Raw genomic sequence first — 20,867 nt, 5'->3', positions numbered from 1 at the left:
GTCCCCCCGTTGACAATCTATGGTCAAGGCGTGGATCACGTCGTGGTGGTGGGTGCCGGCCTGGCCGGCGTGCGAAGCATCGAGGCGCTGAGGTCCCGGGGGTTCACCGGGCGCATCACGCTCATCGGCGAGGAACACCATCGCCCCTATGACCGCCCGCCGCTGTCGAAGGCGGTGCTGCTCGGCGACGCCGACTCCACCGTGGTCGACTCCGACCTCGACGCCATGGACGTGCGGCTGTGCCTCGGCACGGCCGCCAAGGGCCTGCGGAACGGCGTGCTGGAGACGACCGAGGGCGAGCTGGAGTACGACGGCCTGGTCATCGCCACCGGCGCGGCCCCGATCCGGCTGCGGGGAGAGGGCCACCAGCACGTGCTGCGCACGATCGACGACGCGCTCGCGCTGCGCGAGCTGCTGGTGCCCGGCGCCCGCGTGGCCGTCATCGGCGCCGGCTGGATCGGCGCCGAGGTCGCGACCGCGGCGGCCCGGGCGGGGTGCGCGGTGACGGTGGTGGAGGCGGGGGAGAGCCCGCTCGCCGCCGCGGTCGGCCCCGCGGTCGGCTGCCATACGATCGGCTGGTACGCCCGGGCCGGCGTCGAGCTGCGCCTCGGCGCGATGGTCGGCACGGTGGACGCCGACGGGCTCACGCTCATGTCCGGCGCGCGGGTGCCCGCCGACGTCGTGGTCACCGGCGTCGGGGTGCGCCCCTCCGTCGAATGGCTCAAGGGCTCGGCCGTACGGCTCGACGACGGCGTGGTCGTCGACGAGCACCTGCGCACGTCGCTGCCGAACGTGGTCGCGGTGGGCGACTGCGCCAACTGGTGGTCGCGCAGGTTCGGCACGCGGCTGCGGGTCGAGCACTGGGACACCGCGCTCCAGGCCCCCGACACGGCCGCCGCCACGCTGCTGGGCGAGGAGGCGGTCTACGACCCGGTGCCGTACTTCTGGTCGGAGCAGTTCGACCACATGCTGCAGTTCGCCGGCCACCCGACCGCGGACGACCGGGTGCTGCTGCGCGGCGACCCGCGCGCGGACGGGAAGTGGGCGGTGTGCTGGCTGACCCCCGAGGACCGGCTCGCCGCGGTGTTCACCGTGGACCTGCCACGCGACGTGGTGCAGGGCCGCCGCCTGGTGGAGGGCGGCCGGAGGCTCGACCCCCGGCGGGTGGCCGATCCGGCCGTGCCGCTCCGCGACTGCATTATGACGTAATCGAGGTGTTTCCCGGCGGCTCGCATGTGGTAATGGTGGTTCCGTGACGCTTACTGTTGCGCAGATCGACCGGGAGACCGACCAGCTCGTAGGGGAGTGGCTCCCCCTCTCGCAGGCGGCCGAGAAGCTGGGGCTCAGCATCGGCCGCACCAAGCAACTCCTTAAGGACAAGAAGCTCGTCGGCGCCCGGCGGAGCGGAGGCGGCCAGCCGCAGATCCCGTCGGTGTTCGTCGCCCACGGCGAGGTGCTCAAGGGCCTGCCCGGCACGCTGACCGTCCTGGCCGACGCCGGGTACGACGAGGTGGAGTCGATCCGCTGGCTGTTCACCCCGGACGACTCGCTGCCGGGTGCGCCGATCGACGCGATCGTCAAGGGCCGGCACACCGAGGTCAAGCGCAGGGCCCAGGCGCTGGGCTTCTGACCGTCCGCCGCATGGCATTGTTGGTCGGGTGAACGACACCCGGCGACGGCTCGCGCAGGCCAGGCTCTACCTCTGCACCGACGGCAGGAGGGACCGCGGCGACCTGGAGGACTTCCTCGACGCGGTCCTGGCCGGCGGCGTGGACATCGTCCAGTTGCGGGAGAAGGGCCTGGAGGCCCGCGAGGAGCTGGACCTGCTGGAGGTGTTCCGCGCGGCCTGCGACCGGCACGGCGCGCTGCTGGCGGTGAACGACCGGGCGGACGTCGCGTACGCCGCCCGGCCGGACATCCTGCACCTCGGCCAGGACGACCTCCCGGTCTCCGTGGCCCGGGAGATCCTGGGTCCCGGCGTGCTCGTCGGCAGGTCGACCCACTCGGCGGCCGAGGCGTCGGCCGCCGCGACGGAACCGGGCGTGGACTACTTCTGCTGCGGGCCGGTGTGGCCCACGCCGACCAAGCCGGGCCGCCCGGCGCCCGGTCCCGCGTTGCTGGAGCACGCGGCGGGCCTGGGCTCCGACCGGCCGTGGTTCGGCATCGGCGGCATCGGCCCGGAGAACCTCGACGAGGTGATGGCGCACGGCGTGCGCCGTGTGGTGGTCGTCAGGGCCGTCACCGAGGCAGAGGACCCCGGTGCCGCCGCCTCGGCTCTCAAGGCGCGCCTGTCGGCCGTCCCGCTGTGAGCCGGCCCGCCGCCTGAACGGCGACGCGGGCCGGGCCCGGAGGTCGCCGGGCCCCGGGCGCGCGGAATCGCCCGGCACGGCGACTCGGGTGCCGGCGATCCCGGGCAGGGGCGTCGTCAGGTGCGGCGGGAGGTGGCGGCGACGGCCAGGGCGGCCAGCGCGGCGCGGGCGTCCTCCTCGATCGGCGCCTGTTCGAGGGCGTGCAGCGCCTCGTCCAGATAACGCTTGATCATGTCTTCGCAGTCCGTCAGCGCGCCGGTCTCCTCGATCACCGTGCGCAGCCGCGCGACCCCGTCGGCGTCGAGCCCGGGGTCGCCCAGCAGGGTCCGTACGACATCCTGCTGGGCGGGGGTGGCCCCGGCGAGGGCCCGCGCGATGAGCACGGTCCGCTTGCCCTCGCGCAGGTCGTCCCCGGCGGGCTTGCCGGTCTCTGCCGGGTCGCCGAACACGCCGAGGATGTCGTCGCGGAGCTGGAAGGCGATGCCCACCCGCTGGCCGTACTGCACGCACAGGCGGTCGATCCAGGAGTGCCGGGCCTGGGCGGCGAGGACCAGCCCGAGCCGCAGCGGCTGCTCGACGGAATATTTACCGCTCTTGTAAAGGGCCACCCGCAGGGCGCTGTCGAAGGTGCTCTCGCCCTGCGCCTGCTCCAGCAGGTCGAGGTACTGCCCGCACATCAGCTCGGTGAGCATGTAGTCGTGCAGGGGCTGGGCGGCGGCCATCGCCCGGGGGTCCAGGCCGCTGCCGCGCCACATCTCGCCGGACCACACCAGCAGCAGGTTGCCCAGCAGCACGGCCGAGCCCTCGCCGAACTGCCGCGCCGACCCGTGCCAGCCCGCGTCCGCGTGCAGGCGTTCGAAGCGCCGGTGCGCCGAGGGCATGCCGCGGCGTACGTCGCTCGCGTCCATGACGTCGTCGTGGATCAGCGCGCTGGCCTGGAGCAGCTCCAGCGACGCGGCGGCGAAGTGCAGTCCCGGCTCGTCGCCGCCCCCGGCGGCGCGCCACCCCCAGTGGCAGAAGGCGGGACGCAGCCGCTTGCCACCGGCGAGGAAGTCCTCCGCGGCGGACAGCAGGACGGCCAGATGCGGGTCCTCGAAGTGTGGGCGCTGCCGGTCGAGGAACTCCCGGAGAACGCGGTCCACCTCCGTACGGATGTGGTCGAGCGAGGCGGCGGAAGTGGTCATGCTCAGAGAGTAACCGGGCCAGATCCCGACATCACAGCGCAGATCCCCTCTAAATTGGTCAGCTCGCGCTGTTAGGGCAAAACGTCCGGGTGACCACTACATGCGGCCGGTCCACATGGCAAGACCGCGAGGCCGGGGACCGGCCCGCGCTGTAATCTTTCCCGTATGGCTCTCGGTCTGCCCTCGCGGCTTCCCGATCGCGTCCCGACGGTCCGCGAACTGCTGGCCGCGGGCGAGCGCTCGTTCTCGTTCGAGTTCTTCCCGCCGAAGACCGACGAGGGGGAGCGCCAGCTGTGGCGCGCGATCCGCGAACTGGAGGCGCTGCGGCCGACGTTCGTCTCCGTCACCTACGGCGCCGGCGGCTCGACCCGCGACCGCACCGTGGACATCGTCGAGCGGCTGGCCCACGAGACGACGCTCACGCCCGTCGCCCACTTCACCGCCGTCGACCACTCGATCCGTGAGCTGCGCCACCTCGTCGGCCGGTTCGCCGACGCCGGGGTGCGCAACATCCTCGCCGTACGCGGCGACCCGCGCGGCGGCGACCCGATGGACGAATGGGTCAGGCACCCCGAGGGCGTCCTGTACGCCGAGGACCTGGTGCGGCTGATCCGCCAGGCGGGCGACTTCTGCGTGGGCGTGGCGGCCTTCCCGTACAAGCACCCGAGGTCGGCCACGGTCGAGTCGGACACGAGATACTTCGTGCAGAAGTGCCGGGCCGGCGCCGACTACGCGATCACCCAGATGTTCTTCCGCGCGGAGGACTACCTGCGGCTGCGCGACCGCGTGGCGGCCCAGGGGTGCGACACGCCGATCATCCCGGGCGTCATGCCCGTGACGCAGATGAGCACGATCGCCCGGTCCGAGCAGCTGTCCGGCGCGCCGTTCCCGCCGGAGGTGGCCGAGCGGTTCGCGGCCGTCGCCGACGATCCGGTGGCGGTCCGCCGCCTGGGCATCGAGCACGCCGCCGAGATGTGCCGGACGCTCCTCGACGAGGGCGCCCCCGGCATCCACTTCATCACCTTCAACCGGTCGAGCGCGACCCGCGAGGTGTTCCAGGCGCTGCACGGCGTGCCCGCCGTCGCCGGCTGACCCGCCTGCCCGCGTATCAGTCCTTCGCGAGCGGCGCGGGGCCGGGCAACGGCAGCCGCACCCCCGCGATGACGTACTCCTCGTAGCCGCCCGGGAAGACGAACCGGGTCATCAGGTCGGCGAAGCCCACGTCGCGGTAGAGATGGCGGGCCACCGTGGGGGCGTCGTGCGTGGACAGCACGGCGGTTCGCTCCGGGCGGCCCTCGCACAGCGCGTGGATCATGCGCCGCCCGACGCCTTTGCCCTGGTACCCGGGGCGTACGTGGATCTCGGCGATCTCCAGGGCGTCGCCGAACCACTCGTCGGCCACCACCGGCCCCGCCCGGTCCTGCAGGCCGCCGCGGACGACGTCGTGCCACCACTGGCCGGGGCCGCCGTGGAAGCCGTACGCGAAGCCGGCGATGCCGGGGCCCTGCGGGTCCTCGGCGAGGACGCAGGCGAAGTCGGGATAACCGGCGTGGTTGCGCATGATCGCCATGCGGCCCGCGAGCTGGTCCGACGGCGGCCGCATGGCGTCCGTGTAGATCTCCAGCACGGTGTCCAGCACCGCCCTGAACGTGTCGGGCCCCACCCGGCGCAGTCGGATCACGCGTCGCACACTAGCAAAGCGCCGCCAGGCCGGTCGCGGACGTCATTCGACCTCGGCGGGGGTGCCCCCGGTGATCCGTACGAGCTCGTCGAAGGAGGTCGGGAAGACCGAGTGCGGATGCCCGGCGGCGGCCCACACGACCTCGTGCTTGCCCAGCCAGGTGTCCACGAGCGTCCGCACGGGCGCCGGATGCCCGACCGGGGCCACGCCGCCGATGGGCTGCCCGGTGTGCTCCCGGACGAACTCCGGCGTCGCCCTGCGCACCTTGGCCGCTCCGACGAGCCGTGCGATCAGGTCGGTGTTCACGCGATGGGCGCCGCTGGTCAGCACCAGCAGCGGCGCGCCGTCCGCGTCGAAGATCAGGCTGTTGGCGATCGCGCCGATCTCGCAGCCGAGCTGGGCCGCCGCCGTGGCGGCCGTCGGCGCGGCGTCGTCCAGCACGACGACCTCACCGGTCACCTGCCGCTCCCGCAGGGCCTGCTCGACTCGGGCGACGTTCGGATGCAACTTTTCCGGCACCCGGCCACTCTAAACGGATTGCCAGGACAGACGCGGCCGATTATCGCCACTTGTGATCACACGGCTCGCAATCGGACCGTAAGGTGAGTCCTTTGTTAGGAATCAGGCTTATGAGGGGTTGGTCATGATGAGAGGTCGACGGCGACCGGCCGCGGCCATGCTCGTCGCGATGGGGGCCGTGGCGTTCGCGACGGCCGGGGTCGCCGGCCCGGCGCGGGCCGGCGCAGCCGTTCCGGCGGGAGCCGTGACGTACGCGACGGCCGGCCTCGCCGGCGCGGCGCCGGTGTCCGGCGCGCGGACGGTCGCGACGCGGGTGGCCGGAGCGCGGGGAGCCCTGCCGGGACGGGCCGGATACCCGCCGTTCGAGGCGCCGGGCAAGACGCTCAGGCTCGGGGCGAAGGGCGCCGCCGTGAAGGCGCTGCAGGCCCGCCTCAAGGAGCTCGGCTACGTGCCCGGCAGCGCCGACGGCCGGTACGGCGGGGCCACGCTGACGGCGGTCTGGGCGTTCCAGAAGGTGCAGGGGATCAAGCCGACCAGCACGGTCGCCGCCCGCACCTGGAGGGCGCTGGAGAACCCCCGCGCGCCCCGGGTCCTCGTGCCCCGCGGCAAGGCCACCCGGGTCGAGGTGGACCTGACCAAACAGGTGATGGTTCTGTATCGTTCCGGCGTCCCGGTGCTGATCAGTCACATCTCCAGCGGCAGCGGTATTCCCTACACCGAGTACGCCGTGTGGAACGGCAAGAGGCAGGTCTTCTCCGGCAGTGCCCGCACGCCGACCGGCGACTACAAGACCACGTGGCGGGCCAGGGGCTGGCACCGGTCCTACCTGGGGCAGCTCTACAACCCGATCTTCTTCAACGGCGGGATCGCCCTCCACGGCGCGCTGTCGGTGCCGCTCTATCCGGCGTCGCACGGCTGTGTACGGCTGCCGATGAACGTCGCCGGGATCCTTCCTGGCATGCTCGGCAAGGGAGTTCCCGTGCACGTCAGAGGTGCTTTCCGGCGGTAGCCAGCGGATCGGAGGGCCCCGCGCGAGGTGTTCGCGCGGGGCCCTTCGTCGTACGGGCCCCCGCCAGTCCTCGAACCCTTGTTCGTTGACATCCTTGACAGCGGGCATGGTCGAATCTATGTTCGATGGAGTGGGCGCAGGACTCGCGGCCTGCGCCCACACCGTCGGATCCGTGCCTACGTCGTCGGCGGAGACGGATGCGGCACGGCCCGCGGCGTGGGCCGGACGGGGAGAGGGGAAGCTCCTCGTCCGGCCGCCCACGGGAGCGTGAGAAAGCCGCGTGATCCCGGTGGTGCCCGGGATTACGCGGCAGATCGAAATTGTCGGTGCTGTCTGCGACTGTGAAGTCACCGGCGGCCTTCGCCGGATGCCACGACTCAAGGAGGCGGGCATGACTGAAGAGAACGGCGATCAGCGGACCGGGCCCCGGCTTCCGCAGGCGGTCCTGGCGCGTCTCGCGGACGCCAGGGCATGCCTCGCCGACGCGACCGTCGGGCCCACGCCCGCGGACCGCTACGTGTCGGCCCATCTCGCGGCGCTGCGCGCGGCCGCCGGGATCCTCGCCGCGCGTCCCCGTCCGATGGACGGACGCAGGCGGCGGCTGCGCAGCGCCTGGGAACTGCTTCCCGAGGTCGAGCCGAAGCTCGCGGACTGGGCGGCCTACTTCGCGATGAGCGCGACCAAGCGAGCGGCGGTCGAGGCCGGAATGGTCCGGGCCGTCACTCAGAACGACGCAGACGAGATCATAGCGGAAGCGGACCGGTTCGTCGGCGAGGTCGAGTCGATCCTCGGCCTGCCCGGCCGCCCCACCCTCCCCATGGCAGGCTGACGGCGCTGCAAGGGCGCCCACGGCCCGCCGGCGGCCGGGTGCGGCCTCAGACGGGATCGCGCTCCAGAGGGCAGCTCATGCAGCGGGGCCCGCCGCGTCCGCGGCCGAGCTCGCTGCCCCGGATCGGGATGACCTCGATGCCGTGTCTGCGCAGGTAGTTGTTGGTCGTGGTGTTGCGCTCGTAGGCGACGACCACTCCCGGCTCCAGGGCCAGCACGTTGCAGCCGTCGTCCCACTGCTCGCGCTCGGCCGCGTGCACATCCTGCGTCGGCGTGAGGACCTTGATGTCGTCCAGGCCGAGGGCCTGCGCGATGGCCCGGTGCATGTCCTCGGGCGGATGGTCGGTGACCTTCAGCTCCTTGTCGGTGTCGCCCGGCTCCACCGTGTACGACGGCAGCATGCCAAGCCCGGCGTACTTGGTGAACACCCCCACGTCGACGTTGGTCATCACGGTGTCGAGGTGCATGAACGCGCGGGTCTTGGGGAGGTCGAGCGCCACGATGCGGGTCGCCGCGCCCGCCCGGAAGAGCTTCGTCGCCAGCATCTCGACCGCCTGCGGCTGGGTGCGCTCGCTCATCCCGACGAGCACGACGCCGTCGCCGAGCACCAGCACGTCACCGCCCTCGATGGTGGCGGGGGCCATGCGGGTGCCGTCGTACCAGACGTCGAACCCCCCGCCGGACGGGTCGCCGTAGCCCGCGGCGAACATCGGGTGCCACCGGTAGACCGCCTCGAAATTGAGGGTCTCGCGCCTGCGCGCCTTCTTGCGCATCGCGTTGATGGACACCCCGCCGTACACCCAGCAGGAGGTGTCGCGGGCGAACAGGTGGTTGGGCAGCGGCGGGAGGACGAAGTCGTCCATGCCGAACGCGTGGAAGACGACGGACCCCGGGTCGCAGCCCAGTTCCATGATCTCGCGCTTGGTGATCCCGCCGGTCAGGTACGGCGCGAGCGCGGCTCCGTCGAGGGCGTCCAGCGTGTTGCGGATCGCGTCGGCGGCCAGCGGGCCGAACCAGTGCTCGTCGACGCTGCCGTCGAGGATGTGCTTGCGCGCGTCGGGCACCTCGATCGCCTCCCGTAGGAGGTCGCCGAGGTGGTGCACCGTGACGCCGCGCGCCGTGAGCACCTCGCACCACTCCCGGTGCTCCTCCAGCGCGCGGTGCACCCAGAGCACGTCGTCGAAGAGCAGGCCGTCCTTGTTGCCGGGGGTGAGCCGCTTGAGCGCCAGTTCGGGGATGTCGACCAGGACCTGGCGGAGCCTGCCCACCTCCGAGCCCACGAAAAAAGTCATGTCCTGCCTATCCCCCTATGACAGGAATCACTCGTGACGCGGCTCCCCGGCGTGCGGAGGCCGATGGGGGGCCGCCGCGGCGGCCCGGTGGTCGGGGGGAACGGCCGGGAGGAGTGGTCAGAAGGACTCGACGGCGCGGCGGGCCTCGGCGTCGAGCACGCCCCAGTTGATGAACTCCTCGGTCAGCTCGACGGGTGACTTGTCGTAGATGACCGCCAGCGAGCGCAGGTCCTCCTGCCGGATGGACAGCACCTTGCCGTTGTAGTCACCACGCTGGCTCTGGATCGTGGCCGCGTAGCGGGCCAGCGGACCGGCCTTGTCCTTCGGCAGCTGCGACAGCCGCTCCAGGTCGATGACCAGCTTGGGAGCCGGGGCGAGCGGGCTGGGAGCGGCCCCGCCCGGCAGCAACTCGGAGACCGGCACCCCGTAGAAGTCCGCGAGTTCGGCGAGCTTCTGCACGGTCACCGCGCGGTCGCCCCGCTCATAGGAGCCCACGACGACGGCCTTCCACCGGCCACGGGACTTCTCCTCGACACCGTGCAGGGACAGCCCCTGCTGGGTCCGGATGGCGCGCAGGCGCGCGCCCAGCGACTTGGCGTAGTCAGACGGCATCGTGTGGCCCCCGGCTTTCTATGTCTCTTCTCACTTGATTGTGCGTCCTTGTCCCAAGCGTTCCGAACACCGGGGCTGGCACCGGCCCCGGCACCTTCGGTGACCGCTGCGTCGGGTTTTACCCAGGAAGGTCGCGTGTTGTGGTTACGGACAGTGACGGTAAAGCCGACACTCCCAAAGGTCAAGCTGATTGGAAAAAAGAGCGCCAAACAGTGCTCTCACCGAAATCCCCGACACCCGATGTGATGCGGCTTCCGATCCCCCGGGGACCGGGGGCGTACGCCGCCTCCCCGGCGCATCACCCCTGGCGGGAGGGGGGATGGCGGAGGGCCCTGATACTCTAAGCAGACCTGACACCCTTTTAAGACCCGTCCCGTGAGGCGGGAAAGGTGGTGACTTTTTCATGTCCGATGTCCAAAATCAGGCCCGTGCCGTCCTGGAGGGGCCCGACATCCACCGGGCGCTCACGCGGATCGCGCACGAGATCCTGGAACGGACGAGAGGCGCCGAGAGCGTCGTCCTGCTCGGCATCCCCACCCGCGGCGCCACCCTGGCCCAGCGGATCGCCGGCCGGATCGCGCAGTTCGAGGGGATCAAGGTCCCCGTCGGCGCGATCGACATCACGATGTACCGCGACGACCTGCGCCTGCGTCCGGCGCGCCCGCTCGGCCGCACCGAGCTGCCCCCGGACGGCGTGGACGGCAGGACCGTCGTCCTCGTGGACGACGTGCTCTTCTCCGGGCGTACGGTGCGCGCCGCGCTCGACGCGCTGAACGACGTGGGCAGGCCCCGGGCGGTCCAGCTCGCCACGCTGGTGGACCGCGGCCACCGGGAGCTGCCGATCCGCGCCGACTACGTCGGCAAGAACCTGCCGACCTCCAAGAGCGAGAAGGTCAAGGTCTTCCTGGAGGAGACGGACGGGCGCGACGCGGTCGTGCTCATCAAGGGGGACGACCGATGAAGCCGCACCTGCTCTCGACCGGCGACCTCACCCGCGACGACGCCCTCCTCATCCTCGACACCGCGGAGGAGCTCGCCCGGGTCTCGCAGCGGTCGATCAAGAAGCTGCCCACGCTGCGCGGCCGGACGGTGGTGAACCTCTTCTTCGAGGACTCCACCCGGACCCGCATCTCCTTCGAGGCCGCGGCCAAGCGCCTGTCGGCCGATGTGATCAATTTCTCGGCCAAGGGGTCGAGCGTGTCCAAGGGCGAGTCGCTGAAGGACACCGCGCTCACCCTGGAGGCCATGGGCGCCGACGCCGTGGTGATCCGGCACAGCGCCTCGGGCGCGCCGCACCGCCTGGCCAACTGGGTGCGCGGCAGCGTGGTCAACGCCGGCGACGGCACCCACGAGCACCCCACGCAGGCGCTGCTCGACGCGTTCAGCATCCGCCGCAGGCTCGGCCGGCTCGACGGTCTGAAGATCTCGATCGTCGGCGACGTGCTGCACAGCCGGGTGGCCCGGTCGAACGTGCTGCTGCTGCACACGCTCGGCGCGGACGTCACGCTCGTCGCGCCGCCCACCCTGCTGCCGGTGGCGGTGGAGAGCTGGCCCTGCCAGGTCTCGTACGACCTCGACGCCGTGCTGCCGAAGTCGGACGTCGTGATGATGCTGCGGGTCCAGCTCGAACGGATGAACGCGGCCTACTTCCCCTCGGCCCGGGAGTACAGCCGCCGCTACGGCCTCGACCGCGACCGCTTCGCCCGCCTGCACGACGACGCGATCGTCATGCACCCCGGGCCGATGAACCGCGGCATGGAGATCTCCGCGGAGGTCGCCGACTCGCCGCGCTCGACGATCGTCGAGCAGGTCGGCAACGGCGTCACGGTCCGGATGGCCGTCCTCTACCTGCTGCTCGGCGGTTCCGAGCCCGCCATCGGAGGCGCCGAATGAACGCGTACGACCTTCACGAGGGAGCTGTGACCACCATCCTCATCAGGGGCGCCCGCATCCTGGGCGGCGCCCCGCGCGACATCCTGCTGCGCGACGGCGTCGTGGCCGAGATCGGCGACCTCGCGGGCGCCGAGGCCGGCCAGACGATCGACGCCGCCGGGCTGGTCGCCCTGCCCGGCCTCGTCGACCTGCACACCCATCTGCGCGAGCCGGGCCGGGAGGACGCCGAGACCGTCGAGACCGGCACCCAGGCCGCGGCGCGCGGCGGCTACACCGCCGTCCACGCGATGGCCAACACCTCCCCGGTGGCCGACACCGCCGGGGTGGTCGAGCAGGTCTGGCGGCTCGGCCAGGAGTCCGGCCACTGCGACGTCCAGCCCGTCGGCGCGGTGACCTCCGGCCTGGAGGGCCGCCAGCTCGCCGAACTCGGCGCGATGGCCGACTCCGCGGCCCGCGTCCGGGTCTTCTCCGACGACGGGAAGTGCGTCTCGGACGCGGTCCTGATGCGCCGGGCGCTGGAGTACGTCAAGGCGTTCGACGGCGTGGTCGCCCAGCACGCCCAGGAGCCCCGGCTCACCGAGGGCGCCCAGCTCAACGAGGGCGAGGTGTCGGCCAGGCTCGGCCTGACCGGCTGGCCGGCCGTCGCCGAGGAGGCGATCATCGCCCGCGACTGCCTGCTCGCCGCGCACGTCGGCTCCCGGCTGCACGTCTGCCACGTCTCCACCGCGGGCTCCGTCGAGATCATCCGGTGGGCCAAGTCGAAGGGCTGGGACGTGACCGCCGAGGTCACCCCGCACCACCTGCTGCTGACCGACTCCTGCGCGGAGACCTCGCCGCTCGGGCCGTACAACCCGATCTACAAGGTGAACCCGCCGCTGCGCACCGCCGAGGACGTGCGCGCGCTGCGCGAGGCCCTCGCCGACGGCACGATCGACTGCGTGGCCACCGACCACGCCCCCCACCCGGTCGAGGACAAGGAGACCGAGTGGGCCGCGGCGGCGATGGGCATGATCGGCCTGGAGACCGCCCTGCCGGTGGTCCAGGAGGCCATGGTCGAGACCGGGCTGCTCGACTGGGCCGGCGTCGCCGACCGCATGTCCGCGCGGCCGGCCAGGATCGGCCGCCTCTCCGGGCACGGCCGGCCCATCGAGCCCGGCGCGCCCGCCAACCTCACCCTGTACGACCCGTCGGTCCGGCGGCCCGTCGACCCCACCGCGATGGCGTCGAAGAGCCGGAACACCCCGTACGAGGGGATGACCCTGCCCGGCCGCGTGGTCGCCACGTTCCTGCGCGGCCGCCCCACCGTTCTCGAAGGGAAGCTCGTATGACAGCCCTGCTGGTTCTCGAGGACGGACGCGTCTTCGAGGGAACGCCGTACGGCGCCGTGGGTGAGACGTTCGGCGAGATGGTCTTCAACACCGGCATGACCGGCTACCAGGAGACCCTCACCGACCCCTCCTACCACCGCCAGATCGTGGCGATGACCGCCCCCCACATCGGCAACACCGGCGTGAACGACGAGGACCCCGAGTCCCGCCGCGTCTGGGTCGCGGGCTACGTGGTGCGCGAGCCGTCGCGGATCCCGTCGAACTGGCGCTCCCGCCGGACGCTCGACGACTACCTGCGCGAGCAGGGCGTCGTCGGCATCGCCATGTCCGGCACCCGGGCCCTCACCCGCCACCTGCGCGAGCGCGGCGCGATGCGCGCCGGCGTCTTCAGCGAGGGCGGCGACGTCGCCGAGCTGGTCGAGCGTGTGCGGCGCTCGCCCGGCATGGAGGGCGCCGACCTCGCCCGCGAGGTCAGCACGCCCGAGCCGTACGTCGTGCCGGCGCGCGGGCGCAAGCGCTTCACCGTCGCCGCGGTCGACCTCGGCATCAAGGCGATGACCCCGGAGCGGATGGCCGAGCGGGGCTGCGAGGTGCACGTGCTGCCCGCCACCGCCGGCGCCGCCGACATCCTCGCCCTCGGCCCCGACGGCGTCTTCTTCTCCAACGGCCCCGGCGACCCCGCCGCGGCCGGGTACGCGGTCGAGTCGCTGCGCGAGGTGCTGGACGCGAGCGTGCCGTTCTTCGGCATCTGCTTCGGCAACCAGATCCTCGGCCGGGCGCTCGGCCTCGGCACCTACAAGCTGCGGTACGGCCACCGCGGCGTGAACCAGCCGGTGCAGGACCGCAGGACCGGCAAGGTCGAGATCTCCGCGCACAACCACGGCTTCGCCGTGCAGGCGCCGCTCGACGGGCCCTTCGAGACGCCGTACGGCGCGGCCGAGGTCAGCCACGTCAACCTCAACGACGACTGCGTGGAGGGGCTGCGCCTGCTGGACCGTCCCGCGTTCAGCGTCCAGTACCACCCCGAGGCGGCGGCCGGCCCGCACGACGCGGCCTACCTGTTCGACGAGTTCTGCCAGCTGATGGAGAAGAAGGGGGCCGAGGGTGCCTAAGCGTACGGACATCAGGTCCGTCATGGTGATCGGCTCCGGCCCGATCGTCATCGGACAGGCGTGCGAGTTCGACTACTCGGGCACCCAGGCCTGCCGGGTCCTGCGCAGCGAGGGCTTCCGGGTCGTCCTGGTCAACAGCAACCCGGCCACGATCATGACGGACCCCGAGTTCGCCGACGCCACCTACGTCGAGCCGATCACGCCGGACATCGTCGAGAAGATCATCGCCAAGGAGCGGCCCGACGCGTTGCTGCCCACGCTGGGCGGCCAGACGGCGCTGAACACGGCGGTGGCGCTGCACGAGGCGGGAGTCCTCGGCAAGTACGGCGTCGAGCTGATCGGCGCCGACATCGACGCCATCCAGGCGGGGGAGAACCGCGAGCGGTTCAAGGAGATCGTCGCGAAGGTGGCCGCCGAGCACGGCCTCAACGCCGAGTCGGCGCGCAGCGCGATCTGCCACACGATGGACGAGTGCCTGCGCGCGGCGGACGAGCTGGGCTACCCGGTCGTCGTCCGCCCGAGCTTCACGATGGGCGGCGCCGGGTCCGGCTTCGCGCACGACGAGGAGGAGCTGCGCCGCATCGCGGGCGCCGGCCTCGACGCGTCCCCGACCACCGAGGTGCTCCTGGAGGAGTCGATCCTCGGCTGGAAGGAGTACGAGCTGGAGGTCATGCGCGACCGCAACGACAACGTGGTCATCGTGTGCTCCATCGAGAACATCGACCCGATGGGCGTCCACACCGGCGACAGCGTGACCGTGGCGCCCGCGCTGACGCTGACCGACCGCGAGTACCAGAACATGCGCGACGTCGCGATCGCTGTCATCCGCGAGGTCGGCGTCGACACCGGCGGCTGCAACATCCAGTTCGCGGTCGACCCGGCGACCGGCCGGATGATCGTCATCGAGATGAACCCGCGCGTGTCGCGGTCGTCGGCGCTGGCGTCGAAGGCCACCGGCTTCCCGATCGCCAAGATCGCCGCCAAGCTGGCGATCGGCTACACCCTCGACGAGATCCCCAACGACATCACCAAGGAGACCCCGGCGTCGTTCGAGCCGTCGCTCGACTACATCGTGGTCAAGGTGCCGAGGTTCGCGTTCGAGAAGTTCGCCGGGGCCGACGAGACGCTGACCACCCACATGAAGTCGGTCGGCGAGGCGATGGCGATCGGCCGTTCGTTCCCCGAGGCGCTGCAGAAGGCGCTGCGGTCGATGGAGAAGAAGGGGTCGTCGTTCACCTGGGCGGGCGAGCCCGGCGACCTGGACGCGCTCCTGGAGGCCTGCCGCAGCCCCCACGACGGGCGGCTGCGCACGATGCAGCAGGCGATCAGGGCGGGCGCCACCCCCGAGCAGGTCCACGAGGCCACCTCGGTCGACCCGTGGTTCGTCGACCAGCTCTTCGCGATCGACGAGGTCGCCCGGTCGATCACCGCGCTCGACCGGCCCACCCTGGACACGGCCAAGCGGCACGGCTTCAGCGACGCGCAGATCGCCGAGATCCTCGGCGTGGCCGAGGCCGAGGTGCGCTCCACCCGGCACGAGCTGGGCCTGCGGCCCGTCTACAACACCGTGGACACCTGCGCCGCCGAGTTCGCCGCGCGCACGCCCTACCTCTACTCCACGTACGACGAGGAGACCGAGGTGCCGGTGGGGGACCGGCCCAAGGTGATCATCCTGGGCAGCGGGCCCAACCGCATCGGCCAGGGCATCGAGTTCGACTACGCCTGCGTCCACGCGTCGTTCGAGCTGGCCAAGGCCGGCTACGAGACCGTCATGGTCAACTGCAACCCCGAGACCGTCTCGACCGACTACGACACCTCCGACCGGCTCTACTTCGAGCCGCTCACGCTGGAGGACGTGCTGGAGGTCGTGCACGCCGAGCGGGAGACCGGGCCGGTCGCGGGAGTGATCGTCCAGCTCGGCGGCCAGACGCCGCTGGGCCTCGCGCAGGCGCTCAAGGACGCCGGGGTGCCGGTGGTCGGCACCTCGCCGGAGTCGATCCACCTCGCCGAGGACCGCGGGGCGTTCGGCCGGGTCCTGTCCGAGGCCGGGCTGACCGCGCCCAAGCACGGCACCGCGACGACCGTGGACGAGGCGAAGGCGGTCGCCGAGGAGATCGGCTACCCCGTGCTCGTACGGCCGTCGTACGTCCTCGGCGGGGCCGGGATGGCCATCGTGTACGACGAGGACACGCTCGCGACCTACATGGCCAGGGCGGCCTCGGAGCACCCGGTGCTGATCGACCGGTTCCTCGACGACGCCATCGAGATCGACGTGGACGCGCTGTTCGACGGCGAGGAGCTCTACCTCGGCGGCGTCATGGAGCACATCGAGGAGGCCGGCATCCACTCCGGCGACTCGGCCTGCGCGCTGCCCCCGATCACGCTGGGCGGCTACGACGTCAAGCGCATCCGCGCCGCCACCGAGGCCATCGCCCGCGGCGTCGGCGTGCGCGGCCTGCTGAACGTCCAGTACGCGCTGGCCGCGAACGTGCTGTACGTCCTGGAGGCCAACCCCAGGGCCAGCCGTACGGTGCCGTTCGTGTCCAAGGCGACGGCGGTGCCGCTGGCCAAGGCCGCGGCCCGGCTGACGATGGGCGCCACGATCGCCGAGCTGCGCGCCGAGGGCATGCTGCCGGAGGGCTACGACGGCGGCACGCTGCCGCTGGACGCGCCGGTCGCGGTCAAGGAGGCGGTGCTGCCGTTCAACCGGTTCCGCGGCGTCGACACCGTCCTCGGGCCGGAGATGCGCTCGACCGGCGAGGTCATGGGCATCGACGAGTTCTTCGGCACGGCCTACGCCAAGTCGCAGTCGGCCGCGTACGGCGCGCTGCCCACCAAGGGCCGGGCGTTCGTCTCGGTGGCGAACAAGGACAAGCGGGCCGCGATCTTCCCGGTGAAGGCGCTGGCGGACCTCGGGTTCGAGATCCTCGCCACGGAGGGCACCGCGGAGGTGCTGCGCCGCAACGGCGTCCGTGCCAGGATCGTGCGCAAGCACAGCGAGGGGACGGGCCCCGGCGGCGAGCCGACGATCGTGCGCCGCATCCTCGACGGGGAGGTGGACCTCATCGTGAACACCCCGTTCGGCAGCCCCGGCCAGTCCGGGCCGCGCCTGGACGGCTACGAGATCCGCACCGCCGCCGTCAACCGCGGCATCGCCTGCATCACCACCGTCCAGGGCCTGGCCGCCGCGGTCCAGGGCATCCAGCAACTCGTCCGGGGCGACATCGACGTGCGTTCCCTCCAGGAACACGCCAGGAGGCTGCGAGACTGAGCGAGCCGCGATAGCAGGGAGGACTGAGTGGCCGGGAGTCCGGTTCAGGTCACGGGAACGGTGCTGACGACGCGCCGGGTGGACGCCTACCATGCGCTCACCGTCGTCGCCCCGGGCATCGCCGACCGGTTCCGGCCCGGCCACTTCGTCACGGTCGCCGTGGGCGGCCGGAACACCTCGATGCTCACCCGGCGGGCCTTCACCGTCCACGACGTGAAGCCGGACTACGGTGGCACGGTGGAGCTCGTCTTCGGCGTGCGCGGCGCGGGGACGGCCTGGCTCGCCGACCTCAGGGTGCGCGACACGCTCGACCTGGTCGGCCCGCTGGGCCGGCCCTTCCCGCTGCCCCGCGACCCCTGCACCTGTGTGCTGGTGGGCGACGAGCACGGCGCGGCGGCGCTGTTCGCGCTGGGCGACGCGCTGCAGCAGCGGGGCTGCCGGGTCGACTTCGTGCTCGGTGCGCCGTCGGCCGACCGGGTCTTCGGCGCGCTGCGGGCCCGCCGGATGGGCGAGACGACCACGCTGACCACCGAGGACGGCTCGCTCGGCATGCGCGGCCGGGTGACGGACGTGCTGCCCGGGGTCATCGCCGACGCGCGGGCCGACGTCGTCTACGCGTGCGGTCCGATGGAGACGCTGCGCGGCGTCACCGCGGTCGCGGCCGAGTTCGGCATCCCGGTGCAGGTCGCCGTGGAGGAGCGGATGGCGTGCGGCATCGGCGTCTGCATGACGTGCGTGGTGCCGGTCATCGGCGACGACGGGGTGACCCGGATGGTCCGCGCCTGCGCCGACGGGCCGGTGTTCCGGGGCGAGCGCGTGCGGTTCGACGACGTCGGAACGATCCCGTTCGACGCGCTCGGCGCGCCAGGCGGACGGCATGCCTGAGCCGAGGCGGGGGCGCCGGCGGTGACGGCCGACCTCCGGACCTATCTGGCGCACGTGGAACTGCCCAACCCGATCCTGACCGCCTCCGGCTGCGGTGGGACCGGCCGCGAGCTGGCCCAGTTCTCCGACGTCCACCGGCTGGGCGCGTTCGTCACCCGGTCGATCACCATGGCCCCGCGCGCGGGGCGGCCGACGCCGCGGATGGCCGAGACCCCCTCCGGGCTGCTGAACGCCGTGGGCCTCCAGGGCCCGGGCGTCGAGGCGTTCCTGGAGCGCGAGCTGCCCTGGCTGGCCGAGCGGGGCGCCCGTACGGTCGTGTCGATCGGCGGCGGCACCGTGACCGAGTACACCGCGCTGGCGCGGCGCCTGGCCGGGGTCTCCGGCGTCACCGCCGTGGAGGTCAACCTGTCCTGCCCGAACGTCGAGGACCGCGGCAGGGTGTTCGCCCGCGACGGCTCGGCCGCCGCGGAGGTCGTGGCCTCGGTGCGCGCGGCGACGCCGTACGACGTGCCCGTGATCGCCAAGCTGTCGCCGGACGTGGCGGACGTCGTCGCGGTCGCGCGCGCGTGCGTGGACGGCGGCGCCGACGCCCTCGCGATGATCAACACGCCGGTCGGGATGAGCATCGACGTGGACTCGATGCGCCCCGCGCTCGCCGCCGGCACCGGCGGCCTGTCCGGCCCCGCCGTACGGCCCCTGGCGGTGCGCTGCGTGTGGCAGGTGCACGCGGCGCTGCCCGGGGTGCCGATCGTGGGCATGGGCGGCGTCACGACCGGCAGGGACGCCCTTGAGCTCGTCCTGGCGGGCGCCTGCGCCGTCGCGGTGGGCACGGCCCTGTTCCACGACCCCTACGCCTGCCCGCGCGTCCTGAGGGAGCTGGAGGAGCTTCTGCAGGCGCGCGGGTTCGACCGCCTCGCCGACGTCGTGGGCCTGGCCCACCGCCCGGCGGGCGCGCAACCACGCACACGCACCGATCTGGAGGAGAGTTCGCTTTGACCACGCCCGCCCCCATCGCCGTCGCCCTGGACGCGCCCGACCTGGAGACCGCGGCCCGCTGGGCCGGTCTGGTCACCCCGCACGTCTCCACGGTCAAGGTGGGACTGGAACTTTACCTGCGGTACGGGCCCGATGTGATCGCCTCGGTGCGCGGCGCGAGCGGCGTGCAGGTCTTCCTGGACCTGAAGCTGCACGACATCCCGAACACCGTGGGCGCGGCCGCCAGGGCCGTCGCCCGGCTCAAGCCCACCTACCTGACCGTGCACGCCGCGGGGGGTCCCGCCATGGTCAGAGCGGCCGTCGAGGCGTCCCCCGGCACGCGGATCGCGGCCGTGACGCTCCTGACGTCGCTCTCTGAGGCCGATCTCCGCGAGGTGGGCATCCAGGGACCCCCGGACGACGCCGCGCGCCGTATGGCCGCCGTGGCCGTCGGAGCGGGCGCGCAGGCCCTCGTCTGCTCGCCCCGGGAGGTCGCCGCCGTGCGGGCCGAGGTCGGTCCGGAGATCACGCTCATCACCCCCGGCGTACGGCCCGCGGGCGCCGGCACCCAGGACCAGGCGAGGGTGGCCACCCCCGAGGACGCCGTCGCCCAGGGGGCCGACCTCCTCGTGATCGGGCGGCCCATCACCGGGGCGCCCGACCCCGGCGCCGCCGCCGCCGCGATCGCCGCCGCGCTGCGCCGCGTGCGCCCTGTGAGCACCCCGTGAGCACCCCCTGAAAGTCCCTGAACGTCTCATCGGGCCCGTAACGAAGCGTCATCCGTTCCGGGCCTGCTGAGGCGGTTTTGATCTACCCAGAGTAACTTTTCCAATACCGGAAGTAGTAAAATCAATTTTATGGTCCGAGAAACCTCTCTTGACGTTGCCGATACGGCCAAGACCAGCTAGTTTCCCCTCCCGTCCGAGTACATCGACAAGAAATTCGAGGTGACCCGGCGTGGCTCTTCCTCCCCTGACCCCCGAGCAGCGCGCCGCAGCTCTTGAGAAGGCCGCCAAGGCACGCAAGGAGCGTGCCGAGGTCAAGAACCGGCTCAAGCACGGCGCGGTTTCTCTGGCTGAGGTGCTGAAGGATGGGCAGACCGACGACGTCATCGGCAAGATGAAGGTCTCGGCTCTGCTGGAGTCGCTCCCTGGCGTCGGCAAGGTCCGCGCCAAGCAGCTCATGGAGCGCCTTGGTATCGCCGAATCCCGCCGTGTGCGGGGTCTCGGCGCCAACCAGCGCGCCTCCCTTGAGCGCGAGTTCGGCGGCGCCGAGAGCTGATCTCGGCGGCGTACGAACGAGTTCACGGGGGTACGGAGTGACCGAAACGTCCTGGTCCGCTGGAGATCGGGCCCATGAGGCGGCGACCGACAGCGGGTCCCGGGCACGCGGAGGTGACTTCACACCCCGCCCGCGCCTGACGGTCCTGTCCGGTCCGTCGGGTGTGGGCAAGTCCACGGTCGTCGCCGAGCTCCGGCGGTCCCACCCGGAGGTGTGGCTGTCGGTCTCGGTGACAACCCGGAAGCCCCGTCCGGGGGAGACGCACGGCGTGGAGTACTTCTTCGCCGGCAACGACGAGTTCGACCGGCTCGTCGCCTCCGGCGAGCTTCTCGAGTGGGCCGAGTTCGCCGGCAACCGGTACGGCACGCCAAGGCGTCCGGTGCTGGAGAGGCTGGCGGCGGGCGTCCCCACTCTGCTGGAGATCGACCTGCAGGGCGCCAGGCAGGTGCGCAGGACCATGCCCGAGGCCCTGCTGGTGTTCCTGGCCCCGCCGAGCTGGGAGGAGCTGGAGCGGCGGCTGCGCGGCCGCGGCACCGAGCCTCCCGACGTGATCGCTCGCCGCCTGGAGGCGGGACGCGTCGAGCTGGCGGCGGAGAAGGAGTTCGACCTCACCCTCGTCAACACGTCCGTCGATGACGTGTGCCACCGGCTGATAACCTTGCTGGGACACTCACCTAGCTAGGGGAAT

At 72.1% G+C, this 20,867-nt stretch carries 21 protein-coding genes; 16 read left to right on the top strand and 5 right to left on the bottom strand.

The genetic code is table 11. The features are described from left to right. Window positions 1-30 precede the first annotated feature (30 nt). The 3 genes from HHX40_RS01350 to thiE are packed head-to-tail and all read left to right on the top strand — an operon-like array spanning window position 31 to window position 2,309. Window positions 31-1,209, top strand: a complete 1,179-nt coding sequence (locus HHX40_RS01350; RefSeq protein WP_111700301.1) for an NAD(P)/FAD-dependent oxidoreductase — start codon at window positions 31-33, stop codon at window positions 1,207-1,209. Window positions 1,210-1,252: 43 nt separating this feature from the next. Further along, entirely contained in the window at window positions 1,253-1,630 is a 378-nt protein-coding gene (locus HHX40_RS01345; protein WP_111700302.1) for an Rv2175c family DNA-binding protein, read from the top strand. 28 nt (window positions 1,631-1,658) lie between these two features. After that, window positions 1,659-2,309 carry a thiamine phosphate synthase gene (thiE, locus tag HHX40_RS01340; protein WP_244302388.1) on the top strand — a complete coding sequence of 217 codons (651 nt, stop codon included), beginning with the start codon at window positions 1,659-1,661 and terminating at the stop codon, window positions 2,307-2,309. 116 nt (window positions 2,310-2,425) lie between these two features. On the opposite strand, the gene HHX40_RS01335 is transcribed toward thiE, so the two are convergent. Next, window positions 2,426-3,493 (bottom strand): polyprenyl synthetase family protein, encoded by a 1,068-nt coding sequence (locus HHX40_RS01335; RefSeq protein ID WP_182879103.1) that lies wholly within the window; start codon window positions 3,491-3,493, stop codon window positions 2,426-2,428. Between the two features lie 165 nt (window positions 3,494-3,658). Here HHX40_RS01335 and metF point away from each other — a divergent pair, with 165 nt between their 5' ends. Further along, window positions 3,659-4,585: a methylenetetrahydrofolate reductase [NAD(P)H] gene (gene metF, locus HHX40_RS01330; RefSeq protein WP_138462825.1), complete on the top strand. Its 927-nt coding sequence runs from the start codon at window positions 3,659-3,661 to the stop codon at window positions 4,583-4,585. A gap of 16 nt (window positions 4,586-4,601) precedes the next feature. Here the strand turns inward: metF and HHX40_RS01325 are convergent, their stop codons facing one another. After that, on the bottom strand, window positions 4,602-5,174 hold the full coding sequence (locus tag HHX40_RS01325; RefSeq protein WP_182879102.1) for a GNAT family N-acetyltransferase: 573 nt from the start codon (window positions 5,172-5,174) through the stop codon (window positions 4,602-4,604). 42 nt (window positions 5,175-5,216) lie between these two features. Beyond that, window positions 5,217-5,693 carry a YbaK/EbsC family protein gene (locus HHX40_RS01320; RefSeq protein WP_138462823.1) on the bottom strand — a complete coding sequence of 159 codons (477 nt, stop codon included), beginning with the start codon at window positions 5,691-5,693 and terminating at the stop codon, window positions 5,217-5,219. 124 nt (window positions 5,694-5,817) lie between these two features. On the opposite strand from HHX40_RS01320, the gene HHX40_RS01315 reads away from it, so the two are divergent. Together HHX40_RS01315 and HHX40_RS01310 are read left to right on the top strand one after the other, a co-directional pair. Beyond that, on the top strand, window positions 5,818-6,702 hold the full coding sequence (locus HHX40_RS01315; RefSeq protein WP_259403194.1) for a L,D-transpeptidase family protein: 885 nt from the start codon (window positions 5,818-5,820) through the stop codon (window positions 6,700-6,702). 391 nt (window positions 6,703-7,093) lie between these two features. Then, window positions 7,094-7,531 carry an SAV_6107 family HEPN domain-containing protein gene (locus tag HHX40_RS01310; protein WP_117408560.1) on the top strand — a complete coding sequence of 146 codons (438 nt, stop codon included), beginning with the start codon at window positions 7,094-7,096 and terminating at the stop codon, window positions 7,529-7,531. A 46-nt stretch (window positions 7,532-7,577) separates the two neighbouring features. Here HHX40_RS01310 and HHX40_RS01305 read toward each other — a convergent pair whose 3' ends face one another. Together HHX40_RS01305 and HHX40_RS01300 are read right to left on the bottom strand one after the other, a co-directional pair. After that, window positions 7,578-8,822: an arginine deiminase gene (locus tag HHX40_RS01305; RefSeq protein ID WP_182879101.1), complete on the bottom strand. Its 1,245-nt coding sequence runs from the start codon at window positions 8,820-8,822 to the stop codon at window positions 7,578-7,580. A gap of 117 nt (window positions 8,823-8,939) precedes the next feature. Continuing rightward, window positions 8,940-9,434: a transcriptional regulator gene (locus tag HHX40_RS01300; protein ID WP_117408562.1), complete on the bottom strand. Its 495-nt coding sequence runs from the start codon at window positions 9,432-9,434 to the stop codon at window positions 8,940-8,942. 403 nt (window positions 9,435-9,837) lie between these two features. Here HHX40_RS01300 and pyrR point away from each other — a divergent pair, with 403 nt between their 5' ends. The 10 genes from pyrR (at window position 9,838) to gmk (ending at window position 20,861) form a co-directional block, all read left to right on the top strand. Next, window positions 9,838-10,395, top strand: a complete 558-nt coding sequence (gene pyrR, locus HHX40_RS01295; protein ID WP_117408563.1) for a bifunctional pyr operon transcriptional regulator/uracil phosphoribosyltransferase PyrR — start codon at window positions 9,838-9,840, stop codon at window positions 10,393-10,395. Beyond that, window positions 10,392-11,327, top strand: coding sequence for an aspartate carbamoyltransferase catalytic subunit (locus HHX40_RS01290; protein WP_117408564.1), 936 nt, complete (start codon window positions 10,392-10,394; stop codon window positions 11,325-11,327). The genes pyrR and HHX40_RS01290 overlap by 4 nt, the downstream gene beginning before the upstream one ends. Before the next feature lie 26 nt (window positions 11,328-11,353). Next, window positions 11,354-12,655, top strand: coding sequence for a dihydroorotase (locus HHX40_RS01285; RefSeq protein ID WP_182875745.1), 1,302 nt, complete (start codon window positions 11,354-11,356; stop codon window positions 12,653-12,655). Next, a complete protein-coding gene (gene carA, locus HHX40_RS01280) occupies window positions 12,652-13,767 on the top strand; it encodes a glutamine-hydrolyzing carbamoyl-phosphate synthase small subunit (protein ID WP_182879100.1) in 1,116 nt (371 codons plus the stop codon). The genes HHX40_RS01285 and carA overlap by 4 nt, the downstream gene beginning before the upstream one ends. Further along, a complete protein-coding gene (carB, locus tag HHX40_RS01275; protein WP_117408567.1) occupies window positions 13,760-17,038 on the top strand; it encodes a carbamoyl-phosphate synthase large subunit in 3,279 nt (1,092 codons plus the stop codon). The genes carA and carB overlap by 8 nt, the downstream gene beginning before the upstream one ends. A 27-nt stretch (window positions 17,039-17,065) precedes the next feature. Further along, complete coding sequence (locus tag HHX40_RS01270) at window positions 17,066-17,923, top strand: dihydroorotate dehydrogenase electron transfer subunit (RefSeq protein WP_182879099.1); 858 nt, start codon at window positions 17,066-17,068, stop codon at window positions 17,921-17,923. 21 nt (window positions 17,924-17,944) lie between these two features. After that, window positions 17,945-18,919, top strand: a complete 975-nt coding sequence (locus HHX40_RS01265; protein ID WP_117408569.1) for a dihydroorotate dehydrogenase — start codon at window positions 17,945-17,947, stop codon at window positions 18,917-18,919. Further along, window positions 18,916-19,626, top strand: coding sequence for an orotidine-5'-phosphate decarboxylase (gene pyrF / locus HHX40_RS01260; protein ID WP_117408570.1), 711 nt, complete (start codon window positions 18,916-18,918; stop codon window positions 19,624-19,626). The genes HHX40_RS01265 and pyrF overlap by 4 nt, the downstream gene beginning before the upstream one ends. Before the next feature lie 229 nt (window positions 19,627-19,855). After that, a complete protein-coding gene (gene mihF / locus HHX40_RS01255) occupies window positions 19,856-20,179 on the top strand; it encodes an integration host factor, actinobacterial type (RefSeq protein ID WP_030450375.1) in 324 nt (107 codons plus the stop codon). Between the two features lie 136 nt (window positions 20,180-20,315). Next, window positions 20,316-20,861, top strand: coding sequence for a guanylate kinase (gmk, locus tag HHX40_RS01250; protein WP_244361583.1), 546 nt, complete (start codon window positions 20,316-20,318; stop codon window positions 20,859-20,861). The last annotated feature ends 6 nt before the right edge of the window (window positions 20,862-20,867 follow it).

Source organism: Microbispora sp. H10949, from assembly GCF_014161435.1.
GTDB classification, from domain to species: Bacteria; Actinomycetota; Actinomycetes; order Streptosporangiales; family Streptosporangiaceae; genus Microbispora; species Microbispora triticiradicis.
The sequence above is the reverse complement of the archived record's forward strand: the minus strand, read 5'-3'. Positions and strand labels throughout refer to the sequence as shown.

Bases quoted from the DNA above. Each gene is read 5' to 3' on its own strand.
- HHX40_RS01335 (WP_182879103.1), bottom strand. From the start codon at position 3,493: ATGACCACTTCCGCCGCCTCGCTCGACCACATCCGTACGGAGGTGGAC.
- metF (WP_138462825.1), top strand. From the start codon at position 3,659: ATGGCTCTCGGTCTGCCCTCGCGGCTTCCCGATCGCGTCCCGACGGTC.
- HHX40_RS01315 (WP_259403194.1), top strand. From the start codon at position 5,818: ATGATGAGAGGTCGACGGCGACCGGCCGCGGCCATGCTCGTCGCGATG.
- HHX40_RS01310 (WP_117408560.1), top strand. From the start codon at position 7,094: ATGACTGAAGAGAACGGCGATCAGCGGACCGGGCCCCGGCTTCCGCAG.
- HHX40_RS01305 (WP_182879101.1), bottom strand. From the start codon at position 8,822: ATGACTTTTTTCGTGGGCTCGGAGGTGGGCAGGCTCCGCCAGGTCCTG.
- HHX40_RS01300 (WP_117408562.1), bottom strand. From the start codon at position 9,434: ATGCCGTCTGACTACGCCAAGTCGCTGGGCGCGCGCCTGCGCGCCATC.
- pyrR (WP_117408563.1), top strand. From the start codon at position 9,838: ATGTCCGATGTCCAAAATCAGGCCCGTGCCGTCCTGGAGGGGCCCGAC.
- HHX40_RS01290 (WP_117408564.1), top strand. From the start codon at position 10,392: ATGAAGCCGCACCTGCTCTCGACCGGCGACCTCACCCGCGACGACGCC.
- carA (WP_182879100.1), top strand. From the start codon at position 12,652: ATGACAGCCCTGCTGGTTCTCGAGGACGGACGCGTCTTCGAGGGAACG.